20 protein-coding genes are annotated in these 20,997 nt (G+C 72.6%); 10 read left to right on the top strand and 10 right to left on the bottom strand.

All coding sequences use genetic code 11. The annotated features are described in order from the left end of the window. Positions 1-59 precede the first annotated feature (59 nt). The 8 genes from ACFYXS_RS11950 (at position 60) to ACFYXS_RS11915 (ending at position 8,288) form a co-directional block, all read left to right on the top strand. Positions 60-1,073 (top strand): sugar ABC transporter substrate-binding protein, encoded by a 1,014-nt coding sequence (locus ACFYXS_RS11950; RefSeq protein ID WP_389246634.1) that lies wholly within the window; start codon positions 60-62, stop codon positions 1,071-1,073. Further along, positions 1,073-2,149, top strand: coding sequence for an ABC transporter permease (locus ACFYXS_RS11945; RefSeq protein ID WP_389246632.1), 1,077 nt, complete (start codon positions 1,073-1,075; stop codon positions 2,147-2,149). Before ACFYXS_RS11950 ends, ACFYXS_RS11945 begins: the two co-directional genes overlap by 1 nt. 7 nt (positions 2,150-2,156) lie before the next feature. Continuing rightward, a complete protein-coding gene (locus ACFYXS_RS11940) occupies positions 2,157-3,035 on the top strand; it encodes an ATP-binding cassette domain-containing protein (RefSeq protein ID WP_389246629.1) in 879 nt (292 codons plus the stop codon). Between the two features lie 285 nt (positions 3,036-3,320). Then, positions 3,321-4,232: a sugar phosphate isomerase/epimerase family protein gene (locus ACFYXS_RS11935; RefSeq protein WP_389246627.1), complete on the top strand. Its 912-nt coding sequence runs from the start codon at positions 3,321-3,323 to the stop codon at positions 4,230-4,232. Positions 4,233-4,263: 31 nt separating this feature from the next. Then, entirely contained in the window at positions 4,264-5,283 is a 1,020-nt protein-coding gene (locus tag ACFYXS_RS11930; protein WP_389246624.1) for a Gfo/Idh/MocA family protein, read from the top strand. A 115-nt stretch (positions 5,284-5,398) separates the two neighbouring features. Further along, the gene (locus tag ACFYXS_RS11925) at positions 5,399-6,436 is read left to right on the top strand and encodes a Gfo/Idh/MocA family oxidoreductase (RefSeq protein ID WP_389246622.1); all 1,038 of its coding nucleotides are present in this window, start codon (positions 5,399-5,401) and stop codon (positions 6,434-6,436) included. A 114-nt stretch (positions 6,437-6,550) separates the two neighbouring features. Beyond that, a complete protein-coding gene (locus ACFYXS_RS11920) occupies positions 6,551-7,249 on the top strand; it encodes a hypothetical protein (protein WP_389246620.1) in 699 nt (232 codons plus the stop codon). A 103-nt stretch (positions 7,250-7,352) separates the two neighbouring features. After that, positions 7,353-8,288, top strand: coding sequence for an aminoglycoside phosphotransferase family protein (locus ACFYXS_RS11915; protein WP_389246618.1), 936 nt, complete (start codon positions 7,353-7,355; stop codon positions 8,286-8,288). A gap of 10 nt (positions 8,289-8,298) precedes the next feature. Here the strand turns inward: ACFYXS_RS11915 and ACFYXS_RS11910 are convergent, their stop codons facing one another. Then, entirely contained in the window at positions 8,299-9,036 is a 738-nt protein-coding gene (locus ACFYXS_RS11910; protein WP_389246616.1) for an SAM-dependent methyltransferase, read from the bottom strand. 232 nt (positions 9,037-9,268) lie between these two features. Next, a complete protein-coding gene (locus ACFYXS_RS11905; RefSeq protein WP_389246614.1) occupies positions 9,269-10,450 on the bottom strand; it encodes a cytochrome P450 in 1,182 nt (393 codons plus the stop codon). Between the two features lie 184 nt (positions 10,451-10,634). On the opposite strand from ACFYXS_RS11905, the gene ACFYXS_RS11900 reads away from it, so the two are divergent. Next, positions 10,635-11,090, top strand: coding sequence for a tellurite resistance TerB family protein (locus ACFYXS_RS11900; protein ID WP_389246612.1), 456 nt, complete (start codon positions 10,635-10,637; stop codon positions 11,088-11,090). A 51-nt stretch (positions 11,091-11,141) separates the two neighbouring features. Here the strand turns inward: ACFYXS_RS11900 and ACFYXS_RS11895 are convergent, their stop codons facing one another. The 7 genes from ACFYXS_RS11895 to ACFYXS_RS11865 form a co-directional block, all read right to left on the bottom strand. Further along, on the bottom strand, positions 11,142-12,026 hold the full coding sequence (locus ACFYXS_RS11895; RefSeq protein ID WP_389246610.1) for a hypothetical protein: 885 nt from the start codon (positions 12,024-12,026) through the stop codon (positions 11,142-11,144). After that, a complete protein-coding gene (locus ACFYXS_RS11890; RefSeq protein ID WP_389246608.1) occupies positions 12,023-13,033 on the bottom strand; it encodes a hypothetical protein in 1,011 nt (336 codons plus the stop codon). The genes ACFYXS_RS11895 and ACFYXS_RS11890 overlap by 4 nt, the downstream gene beginning before the upstream one ends. Next, positions 13,030-15,252 carry a hypothetical protein gene (locus ACFYXS_RS11885; RefSeq protein ID WP_389246606.1) on the bottom strand — a complete coding sequence of 741 codons (2,223 nt, stop codon included), beginning with the start codon at positions 15,250-15,252 and terminating at the stop codon, positions 13,030-13,032. The genes ACFYXS_RS11890 and ACFYXS_RS11885 overlap by 4 nt, the downstream gene beginning before the upstream one ends. 122 nt (positions 15,253-15,374) lie before the next feature. Next, a complete protein-coding gene (locus ACFYXS_RS11880) occupies positions 15,375-16,289 on the bottom strand; it encodes a LysR family transcriptional regulator (protein WP_389246604.1) in 915 nt (304 codons plus the stop codon). 4 nt (positions 16,290-16,293) lie between these two features. Continuing rightward, positions 16,294-17,487: a glycine C-acetyltransferase gene (locus ACFYXS_RS11875; protein WP_389246601.1), complete on the bottom strand. Its 1,194-nt coding sequence runs from the start codon at positions 17,485-17,487 to the stop codon at positions 16,294-16,296. A 108-nt stretch (positions 17,488-17,595) separates the two neighbouring features. After that, positions 17,596-18,624 carry an L-threonine 3-dehydrogenase gene (gene tdh, locus ACFYXS_RS11870; protein WP_389246599.1) on the bottom strand — a complete coding sequence of 343 codons (1,029 nt, stop codon included), beginning with the start codon at positions 18,622-18,624 and terminating at the stop codon, positions 17,596-17,598. A 225-nt stretch (positions 18,625-18,849) separates the two neighbouring features. Further along, on the bottom strand, positions 18,850-19,332 hold the full coding sequence (locus ACFYXS_RS11865) for a peroxiredoxin (protein ID WP_389246597.1): 483 nt from the start codon (positions 19,330-19,332) through the stop codon (positions 18,850-18,852). 153 nt (positions 19,333-19,485) lie between these two features. Here ACFYXS_RS11865 and ACFYXS_RS11860 point away from each other — a divergent pair, with 153 nt between their 5' ends. Then, positions 19,486-20,097, top strand: a complete 612-nt coding sequence (locus ACFYXS_RS11860; protein WP_389246595.1) for a TetR/AcrR family transcriptional regulator — start codon at positions 19,486-19,488, stop codon at positions 20,095-20,097. Positions 20,098-20,142: 45 nt separating this feature from the next. Here the strand turns inward: ACFYXS_RS11860 and ACFYXS_RS11855 are convergent, their stop codons facing one another. Continuing rightward, complete coding sequence (locus tag ACFYXS_RS11855; RefSeq protein ID WP_389246594.1) at positions 20,143-20,958, bottom strand: AIM24 family protein; 816 nt, start codon at positions 20,956-20,958, stop codon at positions 20,143-20,145. Positions 20,959-20,997: the final 39 nt, after the last annotated feature.

Genomic DNA, 20,997 nt, shown 5'->3' with positions numbered 1-20,997 from the left:
GCCACGGGAAACACAGGTCGGTCCCCCTTCTCCCTCCCACCGCAGTGAGGTGCAGGAACATGGAACGCTCTCGTACCACCCGCAGGATCTCCGCCGTCGCGGCCGTCTCCGCCGCCGCGGTCCTCCTCGCAGCCGGCTGTTCCAGCAGCTCGGGCGGCAAGAAGGCCGAGGAGTCCGCCGACAACGCCGCCGCCGGCAAGGCGGACACCCCCCGCATGAAGATCGCGATGGTCACCCATGCCGCCCCCGGCGACACCTTCTGGGACCTGATCCGCAAGGGCGCCCAGGCCGCGGCCGCCAAGGACAACGTCGAACTCGTCTACTCCGCCGACCCCAACGCCGCCACGCAGGCCAACCTCATCCAGAACGCCATCGACCAGAAGGTCGACGGCATCGCCGTCACCCTCGCCAAGCCGGACGCCATGAAGTCCGCCGTCGCCAAGGCGGAGCAGGCCGGCATACCCGTGGTCGGTTTCAACGCGGGCCTGGACGACTGGAAGGACCAGGGGCTGCTGGAGTTCTTCGGCCAGGACGAGAGCGTCGCCGGTAAGGCCCTCGGCAACAAGCTCAACGACCTCGGCGCCAAGCACGACGTCTGCGTCATCCACGAACAGGGCCACGTCGCCCTGGAGGCGCGCTGCGCCGGCGTGAAGAAGACCTTCAAGGGCACGACGGAGAACCTGTACGTCAACGGCACGGACATGCCGTCGGTCAAGGCCACCATCACCGCGAAACTCAAGCAGGGCTCCGACATCGACTACGTGGTGGCCCTGGGCGCGCCGTTCGCGCTCACCGCCGTGCAGTCGGTCGCGGACGCCGGCAGCAACGCCAAGGTCGCCACCTTCGACCTCAACAAGGACCTGGTGAAGGCGGTCCAGGACGGCGACGTGCAGTTCGCCGTCGACCAGCAGCCCTACCTGCAGGGCTACCTGTCGGTGGACTCGCTGTGGCTGTACAAGACCAACGGCAACTTCAGCGGCGGCGGCGTCTCCCCGGTCCTGACCGGCCCCGCGTTCGTCGACAAGGACAACGTCGAGTCGGTGGCGGGCTTCGCCGCGAAGGGCACCCGGTGATGCCCGTGTCCCCCGCGGCCGCCTCCGCTGCGCCCCCCTCCCCGGCCTCCCCTGCCTCCCCGGCGGACGGCCGGACCGGCGAGCGCTCCCTGCTCCGCAGGACCCTGGCCCGGCCGGAGATCGGCGCGCTGATCGCCGCCGTGGGCGTCTACCTGTTCTTCTTCGCGGTCGCGCCGTCGTTCCGCGAGGCGGGCTCCCTGGCGACCGTGCTCTACCAGGCGTCGGTGATGGGCATCATGGCGCTGCCGGTGGCCCTGCTGATGATCGGCGGCGAGTTCGACCTGTCGGCCGGCGTCGCGGTCACCACCTCCGCGCTGACGGCGAGCATGTTCAGTTTCCAGCTGAGCATGAATGTGTGGACCGGGGTCGTCGTCGCGCTGGTGGTCTCCCTGGCCGTCGGCGCGCTCAACGGCTACCTGCTGATCAAGACCGGTCTGCCCAGCTTCCTGATCACCCTCGCCACCTTCCTGATGCTCCAGGGCCTCAACCTGGCCGTCACGAAGATCTTCACCGGCAACGTCGCCACCGACTCCATCAGCGACATGGAGGGCTTCGACCAGGCCAGGAAGCTCTTCGCCTCCGAGATAGGCATCGGCGGCGTGCAGTTGAAGGTCACGGTGCTGTGGTGGCTGGGCTTCGCGGCGCTGGCCACCTGGGTGCTGCTGCGGACGAAGTTCGGCAACTGGACGTTCGCGGTCGGCGGCAACGCGGACAGCGCGCGTGCGGTCGGCGTCCCGGTGAACCTCACCAAGATCGCCCTGTTCATGGCCGTCGGCTTCGGCGCCTGGTTCACCGGCATGCACCTGCTCTTCTCGTTCAACGCGGTGCAGTCCGGCGAGGGCGTCGGCAACGAGTTCCTGTACATCATCGCGGCGGTCATCGGAGGGTGCCTGCTGACCGGCGGCTACGGCTCCGCGATCGGCTCGGTGATCGGCGCCTTCATCTTCGGCATGGTCTCGCAGGGCATCGTGTACGCCAACTGGAACCCCGACTGGTTCAAGTTCTTCCTCGGCGTGATGCTCCTGATCGCGACCCTCGTCAATCTGTGGGTCCGCCGCACGGCGACCAGGAGGTGAGGACCCCATGACCACCGAAGCGACCACGAGGGAACAGGCCACCGGCACTCCGGTCGTCGAGCTGACCGGCGTGGGCAAGAGCTACGGCAACGTCCGCGCCCTGCACGGGGTCGACCTGGCCGTCCGGCCGGGGCGGGTGACCTGTGTGCTCGGCGACAACGGGGCCGGCAAGTCCACCCTGATCAAGATCGTCTCCGGGCTGCACCAGCACACCGAGGGCGAGTTCCGCATCGACGGCACGCCCGTACGGCTGAACACCCCCCGCGAGGCGCTGGACCGCGGGATCGCCACCGTCTACCAGGACCTGGCCACCGTCCCCCTGATGCCCGTCTGGCGGAACTTCTTCCTCGGCTCGGAGCTGACCCGCGGCCCCTGGCCGGTACGCCGCCTGGACATCGCCGCGATGAAGCGGATCGCGGACGAGGAACTGCGGGCGATGGGCATCGTCCTGGACGACCTCGACCAGACCATCGGCACCCTGTCGGGCGGGCAGCGGCAATCGGTCGCCATCGCGCGCGCCGTCCACTTCGGCGCGCGGGTACTGATCCTGGACGAGCCGACCGCGGCGCTCGGCGTGAAGCAGTCGGGCGTCGTCCTCAAGTACATCGCCGCCGCCCGCGACCGGGGCCTCGGTGTCATCTTCATCACGCACAACCCGCACCACGCCTACATGGTCGGCGACCACTTCACCGTGCTCCGGCTGGGCACCCTGGAGCTGAGCGCGAGCCGTTCCGAGGTCACCCTGGAGGAGCTGACCAACCACATGGCCGGCGGCGCCGAGCTGGCCGCGCTCAAGCACGAGCTGTCCCAGGTGCGCGGCGTCGACGTGGAGGAACTTCCGGGAGCGGAGGACATGAAGGCCGTGAAGGATCCGAAGGAGGCCTGAGCCGGGTCCGGGACGAGCCTCACGGAGCCCCACGCAGGCCCAGCGGAAGGGCGGCCCGCCGTACCCGGGGGGGGCCGCCCTCCCCGGCGGCTGGGCGTCCGAGCAGCAGTCCCCGACCTGACATGACGTCCATATGTCAGGACTAACTCTTGACGGTAGCCCCGTCGGGCAGCGAAGCTGCCAGCGGGACCGCGGGCTTCGCGGGCATCCGCAGCGTCGCCGCACCGAGCACCACGTCCGAACCACCCGACCGGTCACCGCCGACCGGTGAGAGGAGCCCTCCTCATGACCGCCGCCTCCCCCGCCCTGGACCGGATCCGCGTCGGGTCCGCGCCCGACTCGTGGGGCGTCTGGTTCCCCGACGACCCGCAGCAGGTGCCGTGGCAGCGCTTCCTCGACGAGGTCGCCGGGTCGGGGTACGAGTGGATCGAGCTCGGCCCGTACGGCTACCTGCCGACCGACCCCGCCCGGCTCACCGAGGAGACCTCCGCCCGCGGCCTGAAGGTCTCCGCCGGCACCGTCTTCACCTCCCTGCACCGCGGCCCGTCGGTCTGGGACGCCACCTGGGAGCACGTCGGCCAGGTCGCCGCCCTCACGCAGGCCATGGGCGCCCGGCACCTCGTGGTGATCCCGTCCTTCTGGCGGGACGACAAGACCGCCGAGATCATCGAGCCGCACGAGCTCACCGCCGAGCAGTGGGGCCACCTCGCCGCCGGCATGGAGCGGCTGGGGCGCCAGGTGCGGGACACCTACGGCCTGGACATCGTCGTGCACCCGCACGCCGACACCCACATCGACACCGAGGAACACGTCGCCCGCTTCCTGGACTCGACCGACTCCGGCCTGGTCAACCTCTGCCTGGACACCGGCCACTACGCCTACTGCGGCGGCGACAGCGTCAAGCTCATCGAGACCTACGGCGAGCGCATCGGGTACCTGCACCTGAAGCAGGTCGACCCGGAGATCCTGGCCGACGTCATCAAGAACGAGGTGCCCTTCGGGCCGGCCGTCCAGCGCGGCGTCATGTGCGAGCCGCCCGCGGGCGTCCCCGCCCTGGAGCCGGTGCTGGCCGCCGCGCAGGGTCTGGGCGTCGACCTCTTCGCCATCGTCGAGCAGGACATGTACCCCTGCGAGCCCGACCGGCCGCTGCCCATCGCCCAGCGCACCCGCGCGTTCCTCCGCTCCTGCGGCGCCTGACGCCCCGCGCACGAAAGGGAAGACACGCATCATGACGCAGCACGCACCCCTCGGGATCGCGGTCGTCGGCACCGGCAAGATGGGCGCCGACCACGTACGCCGCATCAACGACGTGATCAGCGGGGCCCGGGTGACGGCCGTCGTGGACGTCGACGCCGAGCGGGTCAAGGCCGTCGCCGCCGGCATCGAGGGCTGCACGGCCTACACCGACCCGGCCGCCGCCATGGCCGCCGACGACGTCGACGCCGTCCTCATCGCCTCCCCCGGCTTCGCCCACGAGGCGGCGCTGCTGGCCGCCTTCGCGCACGACCTGCCCGTACTGTGCGAGAAGCCGCTCACCCCGGACGCCGCCTCGGCGCTGCGCGTCCTGGAGGCCGAGCAGAAGCTGGGGCACCGGCGGGTGCAGGTCGGCTTCATGCGGCGCTACGACGCCGAGTACCTGAAGCTCAAAGCCCTTCTCGACAGCGGTGAACTGGGCCGCCCGCTGATGCTGCACAACCGGCACCGCAACGCGAGCGTCCCGCCCGGCTACGTCAACGCCAACCTCATCAACGACTCGGTCGTGCACGAGATGGACGTGACCCGCTGGCTGCTCGGCCAGGAGATCACCGCCGTCACCGTGCTGCGCCCGCGCCCGTCCTCGAACGCGCCCGAGGGCCTGGACGACCCGCAGTTCGTGGTCTTCGAGACCGACGGCGGCGCGATCGTCGACGTCGAGATCAACGTCAACTGCGGCTTCGGCTACCAGGTGCAGGCCGAGGCCGTGTGCGAGCGCGGCAGCGCGCGCATCGGCGAGGCCCACGACCTGCTCGTCAACACGGCGGGCCGCTGGGGCGGCACGATCGCCCAGGACTTCGTGGAGCGCTTCGTCGACGCGTACGACCGCGAGGTGCAGGCCTGGGTGGACGCCACCCGGCGCGGCGAGGTCACCGGGCCGAGCGCCTGGGACGGCTACGCGGCGGCGGCGGTCTGCGAGGCCGGCGTGCGGTCGCAGAACGAGGGCGGCCGGGTCGAGGTCGAATTGATCGAGCGCCCCGCGTTCTACCGCTGACGGGCGGCGGCGCCTCCCGGTCGATCCGGATCGGGCGCGGGCGCGGCGGTTCCTCCCTGGCCGCCGCGCCCGCGCCGCACTTCCCGCCTGTCCCCGGAAGAAAGGCTCCCCGCTCATGCGCGTTGTCCTCGTCGGTGTCGGGCGGCTCGGGTCCTTCCACGCCGCGACCCTGCACGGGCATCCCGACGTCACCGAAGTCGTGGTCGCCGACGCCGACACGGCGCGCGCCGCGGCGACGGCCGATCGGCTCGGCCCCGGCGCCCGTGCCGCGGGCTCCGTGGACGAGGCGTTCGCCGCCGGCGCCGACGCCGTCGTCATCGCCTCCGCCACCGCCGCCCACGCCGAGCTCATCTCCCGCGCCGTACGGGGCGGGCTCCCCACGTACTGCGAGAAGCCGATCGCCCTGGACCTGGCCTCGACCGTCGCCGCGCTGCGCGAGGTGGAGGAGGCGGGCACCGTCCTGCAGATGGGCTTCCAGCGCCGCTTCGACCCCGGCTACCGCGCCGCCCGCGAGGCCGTGCGGGCGGGCCGGCTCGGCCGGCTGCACACGGTGCGGGCCATGACCTCCGACATGGCGCCGCCCCCGCCGGAATTCGTCCCGCTGTCCGGCGGCCTCTACCGTGACTGCCTCCTCCACGACTTCGACGCCACCAGGTGGGTGACAGGACGTGAGGTCGTCGAGGTGTACGCCATGGGCGCCAACGGCGGGGCCGACTTCTTCCGTGAGGCGGGCGACGTCGACACCGCAGCGGCACTCCTGAGGCTCGACGACGGCACCTTGGTGACGGCCACGTCCACGCGCTACAACGGCGCCGGTTACGACATCCGCATGGAGCTCGCTGGGTCGCTGGACCAGATCGCGGTCGGTGTCGGCGCCCGTACACCGGTCACCTCGGTCGAGCCGGGCGCGGCGCCGGGCGTACCGGAGCCCTGGACCGGATTCGTCGACCGCTTCGGAAACGCCTACCGCGCGGAGATCGACGCCTTTGTGCGAGTAGTCGCCGGGAGGGCCGCGAATCCGTGCGACGGGCGGGAGGCGCTGGCAGCACTCCTGGTGGCGGAGGCCTGCGAGGTCTCGCGCGCAGAGCGGCGCCCCGTCGGGATCGCGGAGATCGCCGAACTGGCCGCCGCCGGCGGCGGGCCGGCCGCCTGAGGGACGCCGGTCCCGAGTCACCCGCCCGGGCCGGGCCGGGTGGCGTCATCGGCCCCGACCGTGCTTGCTGGTCGTAGGTCGTTGCCGGGGTGCGTGCGTGCATGAAGGGCTCAGATGTCAGATACGGTCCGGGCCCTGCGCACACCACGAGCCGCCGGAGCGGTGGGCATCGCGTTCGCGATCCTGCTCGGCGCGGCCATCGTCCTGGTCCGGGTCGCGATCCCGGAGGGGCAGCACTACGCGGCGAGCGGCGGGCCGCTCAGCGGCACCTCGCGCCAGACGGTGCGCACCGCGCTCGATCTCATCCCCTTCGCCGGGATCTTCTTCCTGTGGTTCATCGGGGCGGTGCGCGCGCACGTGGGCGACGCCGAGGACAGGTTCCTCGCGACCGTGTTCCAGGGCAGCGGGCTGATCTTCGTGGCCACGCTCTTCGGCGCCGCGGCCTGCGCCGGCAGCCTGCTGGCGACGGCCGACGCGGGGACCATGGGCGGCACGCGGCTGCCCCAGTTGTGGTACTTCGGCGGGCACTTCACGTACAGCCTGCTGACGACGTTCGCGATGCGGATGGCCGCCGTGTTCGTGCTGTCCGCGTCCACCGTCGCGCTGCGCCTGGGCACCTTCCCGCGCTGGCTGGCGCTGCTGGGCTACCTGGTCGGCCTGACGCTGCTCTTCGTGGTGCCGAGCGTCGCCTGGGCGGAACTGATCTTCCCCATCTGGGCGCTGGTGGTGAGCCTGCACATCCTGGTGGCGGGCTTCCGGCGGGAGGCGCGGGCGCGGTTCGACGGGCGGGGCGACGTCAGAGCGGCTCAGTAACAACGCGAGGGCACGCGGAACGGCCACGGCAGGGCAGGGCGGGGCAGGGCACGCCTGGCAAACGGCTTGAGGCCGGCACACGCAGGCGGGCAGCATGCGGTGGGTGGCTCCTGTGACGATCTCCGCGTCCCTGCCGTTCGTGCGCAGCGTGAACGGTCTGCCGGGCGGGGCGCAATGGCTGGCCCGGCTGCCCGCCCTCATCGAGGCCGTCCGCGAGCGCTGGGAACTGCGGCTCGGGCGGCCCTTCGGCGGCGGAAGCTGCTCCTGGGCGGCCGAGGCGTGGCTGCCGGACGGGGAGCCGACCGTCCTCAAGGTGGGCTGGCCCCATCCGGAGGCCGAGGGCGAGGCGGCGGCCCTGCGGCTGTGGGACGGGCGCGGTGCGGTGCGCGTGCACCGGCACGACGCGGGGCGGCACGCCCTGCTGCTGGAGCGCTGCGCGCCCGGCGGCGGGCTCGGGGAGGCGGACGCCCTCACTGCCGAGGAGCGCCTGCTGACCGGGGCCGGGGTCCTGGCCGAACTCTGGCAGGCGCGCGCGTCGGTGGACGGCGGGTTCGACCGGCTGGCGGACGTGACGGCGGGGTGGGCCGTCCTCGTCGAGGAGCGGATGGCGCGGCATCGCCCGCCCTTCGACCCGGGGCTGGTCGCCCTCGGCGTCCGCCTGTTGCGCGAACTGCCCGGCTCGGCGGCCCGGGAGGTGGTCGTCCACGGTGACTTCAACCCCGGCAATGTGCTGGCCGCGACGCGCCGGCCGTGGCTCGCGATCGACCCGAAGCCGATGACCGGCGACCCCGCCTACGACCCGTGGCCGCTGCTGGAGCAGATCGACGACCCCTTCGCGCTCCCCGCTCCGGGGCGCGTGCTGGCGGAGCGGTTCGCGCTGGTCGGCGACACGCTCGGGGAGGATGCCTCCCGGCTGGCGGCGTGGGCGGTGGCCCGGCGGGTGGAGACCGCGCTGTGGCTGACCGAGCACGGGCACCTCGGGGACGGCGTGGGCGCGATGCGGGAGGCGCGGACACTGGCGGAACTCGCCAGGCTGTGACTCCGCCGGGTCAGGCGGTGGTGCGCCGCAGCAGGAGGGTGACGAACCCGAACGTGCCCCGGTAGCCGTGCAGCCACTCCGTGCGGTGCCGGGCGGCCGCGTCGAGCGCCTGGCCGCTGTCGGGGTCGGCGGGGTGGTCGAGCGCCCAGGCGGCCAGGGAGCCGGTCCAGGACCACTCGTACGCGTCCCATTCCTGCCGTGTGCTGATGTGGGCGAAGACAGGGGTCCATCCGTCGGCGACGACGCGGTCGACGGTGGTGGGCAGGTCGTCGAAGTCGCCGAGCATCTCCACGAGGGCGGGTGCGGGCTCCTCCTCCCAGAAGCCGTCGCCGACGAGGACGTGGCCGCCGGGAGCCAGGTGCTCGCGGACCGCGGACAGGGTCGCCGACAGGCCGCCGAAGGCGTGGGTGGCACCCACGCTGAGCACGAGGTCGAAGGGCGAGGCGGAGGTGTGGCGGCGGGCGTCCTGCTCGTGCAGGACCAAACGGCCGGCGACGTCGAGGGTCGCTGCCGTCCGGGCCGCCTTGTCCAGGGCCGCGGCGTCGGTGTCGACGCCCTCCGCCGTCACCTCCGGGTGGTCGACCAGGGCACGCAGCAGCCAGGCTCCTTCGCCGCAGCCGAGGTCCAGTACGCGTTCGTCGCCCCGGCGCAGCGCGCGGTCGAGCAGGCTGCGCACGGAGGCGTCGTCGAGCGGCGCGGCTACGGGGTGGTCGCTGTGCGCGATGCGGGAGATCCGTCGGCGGTCCATCGGCGCAGCCTTCCAGGCCCACCGTGTCACCGCATCCGGTTAATTCCCGCCGCGCGGGCAACGCGACGGACCGGAACGGTGGTTTGCCATTTCAGAAGGGGTCGAAGGGCCCGAGAGGGGATGAAGGGTCCGGAAGGGTCGAAGGGGGATGACTGACGTGGCCGACACGATCGACGCGGGCAGGAACGCCTACCGCTGCGCGGGGCGGGAGTCCTGGAGCCACCACGGACGCTCAGCCGAAGCGCACCGGCAGCCGGCGGGCACCGCGGATGAGCATGCCCGGCAGCCACTGGAGGGCATCCGGTGCGATGTCCAGTGCGAGGTCGGGGCAGCGTTCGAGCAGGGAGCCGATGGCGATGCGGCCTTCGAGGCGGGCCAGGGGCGCGCCCAGGCAGTGGTGGAGGCCGTGGCCGAAGGCGATGTGGCCGCGCGCGTCACGGCGGATGTCGAAGCGGTCGGGCTCGCCGAAGCGGTCCGGATCGCGATCGGCCGAGGCAAGGGCGACGAGCACGGGCTCCCGGGCCGGGAGGACGGTGCCGGCGATCTCCACGGGCTCGGTGGTGAAGCGGAAGGTGGCGGTCTCGACGGGGCCGTCCCAGCGCAGCATCTCCTCGACCGCGCCCTCGAGGAGTCCCTTGTCGGCACGGAGGAGGGCGAGTTGGTCCGGGTGGGTGAGCAGGGCGCGGACACCGTTGGAGATGAGGTTGACCGTCGTCTCGTGGCCCGCGACGAGCAGCAGGAAGGCCATGCCGCTGAGCTCCGACCGGGACAGCCGGTCCCCGTCCTCGGCGACGGTGCGGATCAGGGCGCTCATCAGGTCGTCGCCGGGCGCGCAGCGCTTGTCCTCGATCAGCTCGTCCAGATAGGCCGCAAGCTGCTCGAACGCTTCTCGCTCGGCCTCCGGACCGGTCGGCGCGACCACCTCGTTCGACCACGCGCGGAACGCCGCGCGGTCCAGGTCCGGGATGCCCAGCAGCTCGCAGATGACGGTGATCGGCAGCGGATAGGCCAGGGCCTCGACGAGATCCGCCCGGGTGTCGGGCCCGCTGAGCATCGCGTCCAGCAGGCCGTTGGTGATCTCCTGTACCCGGGAGGCCAGTTGGTCGATCCGCCGGGCGGTGAACTCGCGGGCGACGAGCTTGCGCAGCCGTGTGTGCTCGGGCGGATCGGAGGCGAGCATGTGGCGCCCCATGAGCTCCTCGTCGTACGAGATCCAGCCGAGCGCGCGGGCGTCCTTGGCCAGGCGTGGATCGGTCAGTGCCGCCCGTGCCTGGTCGTGGCCGACGATCAGCCAGAGCTCGCCCTCGGGTGTGCGCACGCGGTGCACCGGGCCGAGCTCGCGCAGTCGGGCGTAGACCGGATAGGGATCGGCGGTGAATTCCTCGCCAAGGGCCGTCAGGTCAACCGTGTCCATCCCTGCACGGTAACCCGGGGCCCGCCGCTCCGGGCGGTCCCCGGCGCTCCGGCGCCGGTTCCCGGCCACGGCCGTCCGCGGGGCACGTCGGGGATCATCCTGCCGCGGGCACCTACGGGAGCGTTGCTTCGTTGGCCCCATTGCCCACGCCGACGCGTGAACAGAGAAAATGAGGAGTTACCCCGTGGCCTTCTGGGACCGGCTCAAGGACACCACTGCCAACATGCAGACACAGCTTGTCGCCAAGAAGAACGACCTCAAGAGCGGCGCCTTCCGCGACGCGAGCATGGCGATGTGCGCCCTGGTCGCAGCGGCCGACGGCACCATCGACCCGTCGGAGCGGGCGCGGGTCGCCCAGCTCATCGCCACCAACGAGGTCCTGCAGAACTTCCCGGCGGCCGACCTGCAGCGACGCTTCGACGACTACTTGAACAAGCTCACCGCCGACTTCGAGTTCGGCAAGGTCAGCGTGCTCCAGGAAGTCGCCAAGGCCAAGAAGAAGCCGGCCGAGGCGCGTGCCGTCGTCCAGATCGGCATCGTCATCGGCGGCGCCGACGGCAATTTCGACAAGACCGAGCAGGGCGTCGTCCGCGAGGCCTGCTACGCGCTGGACCTGGCGCCCGCGGAGTTCGACCTGTAGGAAGCGGCTCCCGTGCCGTGCCCACCGCCGCCACGGCGGGCCGGCCGGGCGTCAGATGACCACAGCGAGGACCGCCCCGAGGGCGCCGAGCGCACCCAGCACCAGGAGGGTCAGCACGAGGCCCGTCCTGCCGAGGGCGTCCGTCATACGCCTGACGGAACCCTCCAGGAACGACTGGCCGTTCTGCCGGTCCCACTTCGCGTGGACGGGCCGGCCGACCCGCGCACCGAGCGCGTGCAGGGGACGTACCGCCAGCAGGGACTCGCTGCCGAGCAGGGAGGTGACGATCAGGAGCGGCCGGGCGCCGGGACCGACCAGACGGGCCCCGTCCAGCCCGGACCCGGTCCGCGCAAGGCGGCGTTCGAGGTCCGCGAGCATGCCGGCGGCCGCCACGCGGTCGGCCGGGGAGTCGGGCGCGAGCCGGATCTCGTTCGGGCCCGGCAGCGGCACCACCTCCGGCGCGCAGGCGCGGGCGCGTTCCAGCAGGGCGTCCCAGCCGGAGACGTCGACCGCGAAGCCCGCGGTGCCCGCCGGGTGGCCGTGGGCGACGGGCAGGTCCTGTTCCATGCCGCCGGTGAGGAACAGCCGGGCGACCGAGAGCAGTTCGGGCGGCGGCAGCAGTCCCTTGCTGCCCACGCCGGGGCCGGTGCCGAGCAGCAGCAGCCGGATGGGACGGCGCATGTGGTCGCCGGTGTCGTCCGCGGAGCGCAGCCCGGTCAGCAGCAGGACCCACAGGGGCCGGGCGCCCGCGCCGTCCTTGAGGGCGTACAGGAGGAGGGACGACTTGGTGTCGTCCACGAGGTCGTTGACGGAGCGGCCGGCGCAGCCGCGCAGCAGCACCTCGGGGGCGGCGCCCTGGGCCCTGCCCGCGGGCAGCCAGGTGTAGCCCTGCTCGGGGAGCCGGCCGCGCGAGTGGAAGGACCAGGCGACGGTCACGCCCGGCCCCTGGCGGCCCCGGCGGCCGGGCTCAGGTACGGGTGGTCCTGGACCACGTGGATCCCGTCCCGGTCGGAACCGGCCCTCGCGAACGCCGCGACGGCCTCCTGGAGCGCGAGGTCCGTTCCGAACACCTCGTCGACCGCCTCGCGCCAGAACCCGCGCTTGCGGCGGTACTCCCCGAGGACGAAGCGCAGCGCGTACCGCAGCGGCTGGTCGGTGTCGACGGGGCGGTACGGGGCGCCGGGCGTGCGGCTGCGGTAGTGGAACTGCACACCGCCGCCCGGGGTTTCCTTGATCGTGGAGAAGACGATGGAGCCGGTGGTCTGCACGGGCGTGATGACGCAGCCCACGCGCGGGCGGACATCGGCGTGGGCGATGTAGTCCAGCAGCGGGCGGTAGCCCTCGCGCACCCGCTCCATCAGGGCCTCGGTCCCCTGGCGGGTGGCGACCCAGCGCTCGCACTTCAGCGGCACGATGATCAGCAGGCGCGGCCGCTGCTCGTCCTCGACGAGGAGTTCCTTGATCCGCTCGTACATCAGGTGCGGGAGGTTGATGCGCTGGTGGTACTCGCCGTCCAGGGCCATGAGCGCGGGCGTGTCGACGGCGAGGACCACGACCGGGCTGTCGTGGAGCGAGGCCCGCACCTTGCGGCCCACCGGGCTGCTGTCGAGATCCCGCAGCACTTCCCCCGCGTAGTCGGTGAAGCACATCCGGAAACGCGGTTTGCGGCCCTTGCGGCCGACCGCGATCTCGTAGCGGTGGACGTCGGTGGTCGTGGTCTGCTCGATGCCGCCGCGCACCTGCACGGAGCGGGAGAGCGACTCCAGCACCGAGACCGCGTCGGTGAGCTTGGCGGCGGTCTCCCCCACCGGGGTGAGGTCGAGGTCCGTGGCCCCCGTGACCGAGGGGTACTGGACGTACATGGAGGCCAGCAGGGACGTCTTGCCGGCCCCCGAGGGACCGAGCATGCCGACGTCCAGCACGTGGCGGCCGGACTCGCTCATGCCGCGGCCTCCTTCCCGGCGGCCGCGCCGCCCTCGGCTGCGGCGGCGCTGCGGGACCCCAGCGACCGGACGGCCTCGGACCAGCGCCGCAGGTGCGCCGCGTCCTCGGCGAGGGCAGCGAACCGGCCGGGCCAGATCTCGGCCCGTACGTCCTGGTAGAACACCCGCCACTCCTCCTTGGTCCCGGCTGCGGAGATCACCCGGTCGTGGAACTCCTCCACGAGGGAGAACACGGCCGCGCTGGGTTCCGCGAGCACCTTGTTCAGCTCGCCGCGGCAGGCGAACAGCGCCTCGTCGTAGGCGACTTCGAGCATCTCCAGCACTTCCTGACCGCTGGGCGCCCGGTCGTGCGGGAAGGGCATGGTGGGGCTGTCGGCGTGCAGCCCGTCGAGGCAGGTGCGCACCCGGTGCTGGAGCATGCCACGGTACGACAGCTCGAAGGCGGCCAGCAGTTCCAGCGCGTAGCGGATCTCGCTGCCGCCTTCCTGCCGCACGCGCGGGATGCGCTCGGCGGTGCGCAGCAGGAACTCCCGGCCCTCCGCCGCGTCGAGTCCGGCCAGACCGCCCAGGCTGCCCGGGCCGCGCAGGACATCGGCGACCTCGTCCTGCATGCGGCCGGTGCGGGCGTGCAGGGCGACGTCGCACTCCAGGAAGCGGCGGGAGAGCCGGGCGCGGGACTCGTTGAGGTACTTGGCGTAGGCGACGCTGAGGCCGCCCTCGGCGTCGGCGCGCGCGGTCAGCCGGGCGACCGTGGGGTGGCCGGGGTCGTTCTGCGCGGCGTCGAGGATCTCCTCGACGGCGTCCGCGAGCAGGCCGTCGGTCAGGTCGCGGTCCTCGCGCAGGCTCCGTACGAGAGCGGCCAGGGCGTTGGCCATCTGCTCGTAGGTCTGCTCGAAGAGGCCGTTGAAGGGCAGGAACCAGATCTCCGAGGGCTGGGCCAGGTCGGCGAGCCGGCCCGCCCGGGCGGCCAGCCGTGCGGTGCGCTCGCGCAGTTCGGCCAGTTTCTCGGCGCGCTCGGCCAGGTGCTGCTCGTCCAGCTCGTCGAGGTGGGCCACGAGGTGGTCGAGCACGCCGTCGGTCATGGCGGCGACCTCCTCCGGCCGGGTGCAGTCCACGATGTGCGCCCCGGCGACCTGGAAGCGGGAGGCGGGCAGCCACTCGTCGACCATCTTGCGGGCGTTGGCCGTGTTGTCGCCCGCGGGGCCGGTGACCCGGTTGACCACCAGGAAGGAGCAGCGGGCGAGTTCGGCGCCGGTCAGCCCGTCGCGGACGTGGTCGTAGAGCTGGTGGTCGTAGCTGTCGACGCCGTCGCCGAGCGGGTCGGGACGGCGGACGAAGACCACCACGTCGATCTCGTCGCGCAGCGCGCCGACGATGCGCTGCGCGTCCTGCAGATTGGTGTCGCCGAGGCCCGGGAGGTCGATCAGCGACAGCCCGGTCCAGTCCTGCTGCGCGAAATGGGTGGTGACGCGGACGTGCCGGACCGCCCGGAACGCGTGATACCGCTGCTCGTCCCGCTCGTCGGACTGGGCGACGAACTCGCGGATGCGCTCCGGGCCGATGGGGTACGGCGAGCTCGCCGTCAGGAAGTGCCGGTACTCAGGCAGTGCGGTGTGGAAGGCCGCCAGGTGCCCGTAGCGGCTGCCCTCGACGGCGCTGTCGCCCTCGGGTGCCGGGGGCAGGGGGCGGGCGAACTCCGTCAGGGTGGTGGGGGCAGGGCCCAGGCCGAGTTCGGCGTAGTAGGGCGCGATCACCTCGTGCAGGAAGGAGCGTTCGGTGTGCAGGAAGACCTGTGCCCGGGTGGGCGCGCCGTCCTCGTGGCGCAGCACGCTGGTGACGCCGGTGCAGAAGCCGCCGTCGCCGGTGGGCACTTCGCGGTCCGACAGCCCGGTCAGGCTCCTGATCATCCGGCTCTTGCCCTGCCGGGCCCGGCCGATGACGCCCACGTTGAGGGTGGCGCGGCGGAAGCGCGACGCCGCGGCCTCCATCACGGCCGCCTCGGTGGGCAGTTCCTCCAGGAGGTCACCCAGTTCCGCGCCGAGGGCCAGCAACCGGTCCTGCGCCTCGTCGGGCACCAGGGCCAGCATCTCGGTGCGGAGCGCGTCGAGTTCGCGCAGCCGGTCGAGCGTGTCCGTCGCCCACGCGTGGGCCCCGTCCAGCCACTCGGCCCGCCGGGCCCGCCGGAGCCGGATCTCCTCGATCCGTTCGGCACGTGACATCGTCTCCCCCGTCCCTGGACGCCTGCTCCCCTGCTCCCCCGGACGCTGCCGATGATGTCACCGCGGCGGCGGAAGCGTCCGGTGTTTGCCGGAGCCTGAGCCGACCGCGCGGCGCGGCAGTACTAGGCCGCGTCCTCCGCGGCGGCGCGCAGCGCGTCCAGGACGGGCCGCAGCAGCGGGTGGTCCTCGGCGCCCCGGCGGACGGCGGCGAAGACCCGGCGGGTGGCGACGACGTCGTGGACCGGGCGGACGGCGACCCCGGACAGGTCCATGTCGCGCAGCGCCGTGCGCGGGACGAGCGCGACGCCCGCGCCAGCAGCGGCGAGGGCGACGACGGCGCGGAAGTCGTCGGAGGAGTGCTCCAGGCGCGGCTGGAAGCCCGCGTACTCGCAGGCGAGGACGACCACGTCGTGGCAGGGGTTGCCGGGGTAGGGCCCGATCCAGGTCTCGTCGGCGAGGTCGGCGACGCGTACGGTCGCGGTCGCGGCGTCCGCGAGCGGATGGCCGGCGGGCACCACCGCGTCGAAGGGCTCGGCGTACAGCGGGACGCGCGCGAGCCGCTGGTCGTCGGCGCTCGGGGCGCCGCGGTACTCGACCGCGACGGCTATCTCGGCGCGGCCGTCGAGCACCATCGGCAGCGACTCGTCGCCCTCGGCGTCGCGGACCCGCACCCGGATGCCCGGCGCCGTGCCGCCGAGCGCCGTGATCGCGGGGGCGAGCACGAGCGCGATCCCGGTGGCGAAGGAGGCGACGGTGACCTCTCCGGCCGCGCCGGAGGTGTACGCGGCCAGCTCGGCCTCGGCCCGCTCCAGCTGGGCGAGGACGGCGTTGGCGTGCGTGAGCAGGATCTCACCGACGGGGGTGAGCTGGACGCCCCGGCCGCCGCGCTCCAGCAGCCGGTGACCGGTCTCGTTCTCCAGCGCGGCGAGCTGCTGGGAGACCGCGGACGGCGTCAGGTACAGCGCGGCGGCCGCGGCGGTCACCGTCCGGTGGTCCGCCACGGCCCGCAGGGTCCGCAGCCGTCGTGCGTCAATCACCCATTCATCCTGCCAGGGCCTCGCGCGAAGCGATGAACGCGGCCACCGCCTTCTCGACGTCCTCGGTGGAGTGCGCGGCCGACAGCTGCACGCGGATGCGGGCCTTGCCGTGCGGCACGACGGGGTACGAGAAGCCGATCACGTACACACCGCGCTCCAGCAGCAGGTCGGCCATCCGGCCCGCCTCCGCGGCGTCGCCGATCATGACCGGCGCGATGGGGTGGTCGCCGGGCAGGATCTCGAAACCGGCCTCGGTCATGCGGGTGCGGAAGAGCGCGGTGTTCTCCTTGAGGCGGGCGCGCAGTTCCTCGGAGTCCTCGATCAGGTCCAGGACCTTCAGCGAGGCGGCGGCGATCACCGGCGCGAGGGAGTTGGAGAACAGGTACGGGCGCGAGCGCTGGCGCAGCAGCGCGACGATCTCCGCGCGGGCGGCGACGTAGCCGCCGGAGGCACCGCCGAGGGCCTTGCCGAGGGTGCCGGTGAGGATGTCGACCCGGTCCATCACGCCGTGCAGCTCGTGGGTGCCGCGGCCGCCGGGGCCGGTGAAGCCGACGGCGTGCGAGTCGTCGACCATGACCATGGCGTCGTAGCGGTCGGCGAGGTCGCAGATCTCGCGCAGCGGCGCCACGTAGCCGTCCATGGAGAAGACGCCGTCGGTGACGATCAGGCGGCGGCGGGCGTCGCCGGCCTCCTTCAGACGGGCCTCCAGCTCGGCCATGTCGCGGTTGGCGTAGCGCAGGCGGCGGGCCTTGGACAGCCGGATGCCGTCGATGATGCTGGCGTGGTTCAGGGCGTCGGAGATGACCGCGTCGCGCTCGTCGAGCAGGGTCTCGAAGACGCCGCCGTTGGCGTCGAAGCAGGAGCTGTACAGGATCGTGTCCTCGGTGCCGAGGAAGGCCGACAGCCGCGCCTCCAGCTCCTTGTGGACCTCCTGCGTGCCGCAGATGAAGCGCACGGACGCCATGCCGTAGCCCCAGCGGTCCAGCGCCTCCTTGGCGGCGGCGGTGACCTCGGGGTGGTCGGCCAGGCCCAGGTAGTTGTTGGCGCAGAAGTTGAGCACGTCACCGGGGCGGCCGCCGGACGTGACGCCGACCGACGCGCTCTGCGGGGTGCCGATCACGCGCTCGGGCTTGAACAGACCCGCCTCGCGGATCTCGTCGAGGGTGCCGCGCAGGTCGTCGCGGACGGAGTCGAACATGGGGGTCTCCCGTGGGTTTCCGGGCGGATCGGGGTGTTGGGGCGGGGCCGCACGGCCGGTTGCCGCGGAGGTTCGAGAACCTCCGCGGGGCGAACCGAGCCGCAAAGATCAAGCAGTCCAGTCGAGGACGATCTTGCCGCAGCGGCCGCCGGCGGCCTCGTCGAAGGCGGCGTCGAAGTCGCGGTGGGAGTAGCGGCCGGTGACCACGGGGGCGAGGTCGAGACCGCCCTCCAGCAGCACGGACATGGCGTACCAGGTCTCGAACATCTCGCGGCCGTAGATGCCCTTGATCGTGATCATCGAGGTCACGATCTTCGCGAAGTCGACCGCGAACTCCTGCGACGGCAGGCCCAGCATCGCGATGCGCCCGCCGTGCGTCATGTTGTCGATCATGTCGCGCATGGCCTCGGGGCGGCCGGACATCTCCAGCCCGATGTCGAAGCCCTCGCGGAGGCCGAGCTCGCGCTGCCCCTCGGCGATGGTGGACTCCGCGACGTTCAGGGCGAGGCTGACGCCGATCTTGCGGGCGAGGTCGAGGCGGTACTCGCTGACGTCGGTGATGACGACGTGGCGCGCGCCGGCGTGCTTGGCCACGGCGGCGGCCATGATGCCGATCGGGCCGGCGCCGGTGATCAGCACGTCCTCGCCGACCAGCGGGAAGGACAGCGCGGTGTGGACGGCGTTGCCGAAGGGGTCGAAGATCGCGGCGATGTCGAGGTCCACGGGGACGCGGTGCACCCAGACGTTGGACGCGGGCAGCGCCACGTACTCGGCGAAGGCGCCGTTGCGGCCGACGCCGAGGCCGATGGTGTTGCGGCACAGGTGGCGGCGGCCTGCGAGGCAGTTGCGGCACTTGCCGCACACCAGGTGACCCTCACCGCTGACGAGGTCGCCGGCCTTGATGTCGGCGACGTCGGAGCCGACGGCCGCGACCTCGCCGACGAACTCGTGGCCGAGGACCAGGGGGGTGCTCACGGCCTGCTGGGCCCAGCCGTCCCAGGCACGGATGTGCAGGTCGGTGCCGCAGATGCCGGTCCGCAGCACCTTGATGAGGACGTCGCCGGGGCCGATCTCGGGCTCGGGGACGTCCCGCAGCCACAGGCCGGGCTCGGCCTTCTCCTTCACCAGTGCCTTCACTCTTGCGACTCCTGCCGGCAGACGATGTGGCCCGGTCCGCACGGGGGAACGCGGACCGGGCACGGAAGAACCCGGGCGGAGCGGCGGCACCCCTCGGCGCCTGCTCGCGCGGTGCGCCGGGCACACAGCAATCTGCCCGGCTTCGGGCGTTCAGTCCATCGATCTTTTCTTAAGCTCGGCAACAGCGCAGCTTCACGCTCGCCCGTCAGGGGGGCGTGGTGCGGCTCAGCGGGGGGCGAGCGCCGCCAGCTGGGCGACGATGGCGTCGGTGTCCTGGAAGGTCAGTCCGATGCGGGCCACGTGCTTCCAGCGCACGATGCCGTCGGCGTCGACGATGAAGACCGAGCGCTTGAGGCCCAGTCCGGGCATCGAGATGCCGTAGGCCTTGACCACCGAGCGGTCGGTGTCCGCGAGCAGCGGGAAGCGCAGGTCGCGCTTGCGGGCGAAGTGCTCGTGGCTGTCGAGGTCGCTGAGGTTGATCCCCCACACCGTGGCGCCGAGGTCGCGGAAGCGGTCCAGGTCGGAGGTGTAGGAGCACAGCTGCTTGGTGCACACGGCCGAGTCGTCGCCGGGGTAGAAGGCGAGCACGACCGGGGCGCCGCGCTGCGCGGACAGGGAGTACTCGGCACGCTCGGCGCCGGCGTCGGTGAGCAGCACCCCGGAGAGGGTGAAGTCGGGGGCGGGGGCGCCGATCTCGGGCACGGCCATGGGTGGGGGTCCTCTCGTACGGCGGGGCGGGCGCGGTGCGCGGCCGGGGGCGGCGGCGCCCGGACGGCTCCGGGTGACACAGAATTACAGACAGAGACAGAACGTTCGTTCTCGTCGGGACATTACGCGCGCCCGTCCGCTACCGTCAAGGACATGAGCGCCCCGCCCGTCGCCCCACTCGCCCCCTCCGAGGCCACCGTGCCCGCGGACGCCCCGCCGCGCGAGCGCATCCTGGCGACCGCGTCCCGGCTGTTCTACGCCGAGGGCATCCACGCGGTGGGCATGGACCGGATCGTCACCGAGGCGGCGACCACCAGGGCCACGCTCTACCGGCACTTCGCGGGCAAGGAACAGCTCGTCCTGAGCTACATCCAGGCCACGGACCGGCAGATCCGCTCCTACACCGAGGGCGCCCTGCACGGACTCGGCGCACGGGAGGCGCTGCTCGGGGTGGCCGGAGCGCTGGGCGATCAGCTGTGCGCGCCGGGCTTTCGCGGCTGCCCCTTCCTCAACGCCGCCGCCGAGTACCCGGACCCCGCCGACCCCGTGACGCGCGCCATCGTCGCCCACCGCACCTGGCTGCGCGAGCTGGCCGAGGGCCTGCTGGCCGAGGCGGGTGCGCCGGAGCCGGCCGAGGACGCCATGACGCTGATGATGCTGCGGGACGGCGCGGCGATGACGGCCGCGCTGAGCGACCCGCAGACCGTGCGGGCCGCCCTGGACCGGGCCCTGCGCAAGGTCCTGGAGGCCGCCGGGGTGGTGTGAGCACCGCCCGGCACGGCAGCGCCGGCGGGGCGGGCCGGCGGCGGGTCAGCCCGCGTGGGTGGAGAACAGACCGCCGGTCGGGCCCTGCTTGTCGCCGCCCTGGGCCTTCTTCAGGGCGTTGGCCAGGCCTTCGATGGTCATGGACTGGAGGATGACGCGGCCGTTGCCCTCCAGCGTGGCCAGGGACAGGCCCTCGCCGCCGAAGACGGCGTTCATGATCCCCTGGCGGTTGAGCCCGCCGATGCGCTGCACGCCGTAGCGGATGCCTTCCTCGAAGGCGACGATGCAGCCGGTGTCGACCTCGATGCGGCCGCCGAAGTCTGCGGGGTTGAGGTCGATGAAGTTGCCCGCGCCCGCGATGATCACCGTGCCGCGGCCGGTGAACTTCTCCAGGATGAAGCCCTCGCCGCCGCTCATGCCGCTGCGGCCGCCCTGGAAGGCGATGCCGAAGTCGACGGTGGACTCGGCCGCCACGAAGGCGTCCTTCTCGGCGAACCAGGCGCGCGAGCCGTCCAGCTCCAGGGCCCGCATCTCGCCGGGCAGGACCCCGGCGAAGCCGACGGTGCCCTCGCCGCCGCTCGCGCTGAAGTACTGGAAGGCGATGCTCTCACCGGCGAGCACGCGCTGGCCGACCTGCATCGCGGTGCCCATGGCCTGACGGAGCATGCCTCCCATGCCGCCACCGCCGCCCTGGGCCTGCTGCTGTCCGCCACCGCCGGGCCCGGCGAGCCGTGTGTCCATGCTCACGTTCGCGGTCTTGAAGAGGAACTTGCCCGCCTCGCAGTAGACGGTCTGGCCGGGCTGGAGGGTGCACACGGCCATCTGCATGGCGTTGCCGACGATCTGCTGCTTGAGGGTCACCGCGGTCTCCGGGTCGTTCTGGGGGCGTGCTGCTGCTGC

Source organism: Streptomyces sp. NPDC002574 (genome assembly GCF_042889545.1).
Taxonomy (GTDB): Bacteria; Actinomycetota; Actinomycetes; order Streptomycetales; family Streptomycetaceae; genus Actinacidiphila.
Note: the sequence above shows the minus strand (reverse complement) of the source record. Positions and strands in the feature narration are given on the sequence as shown.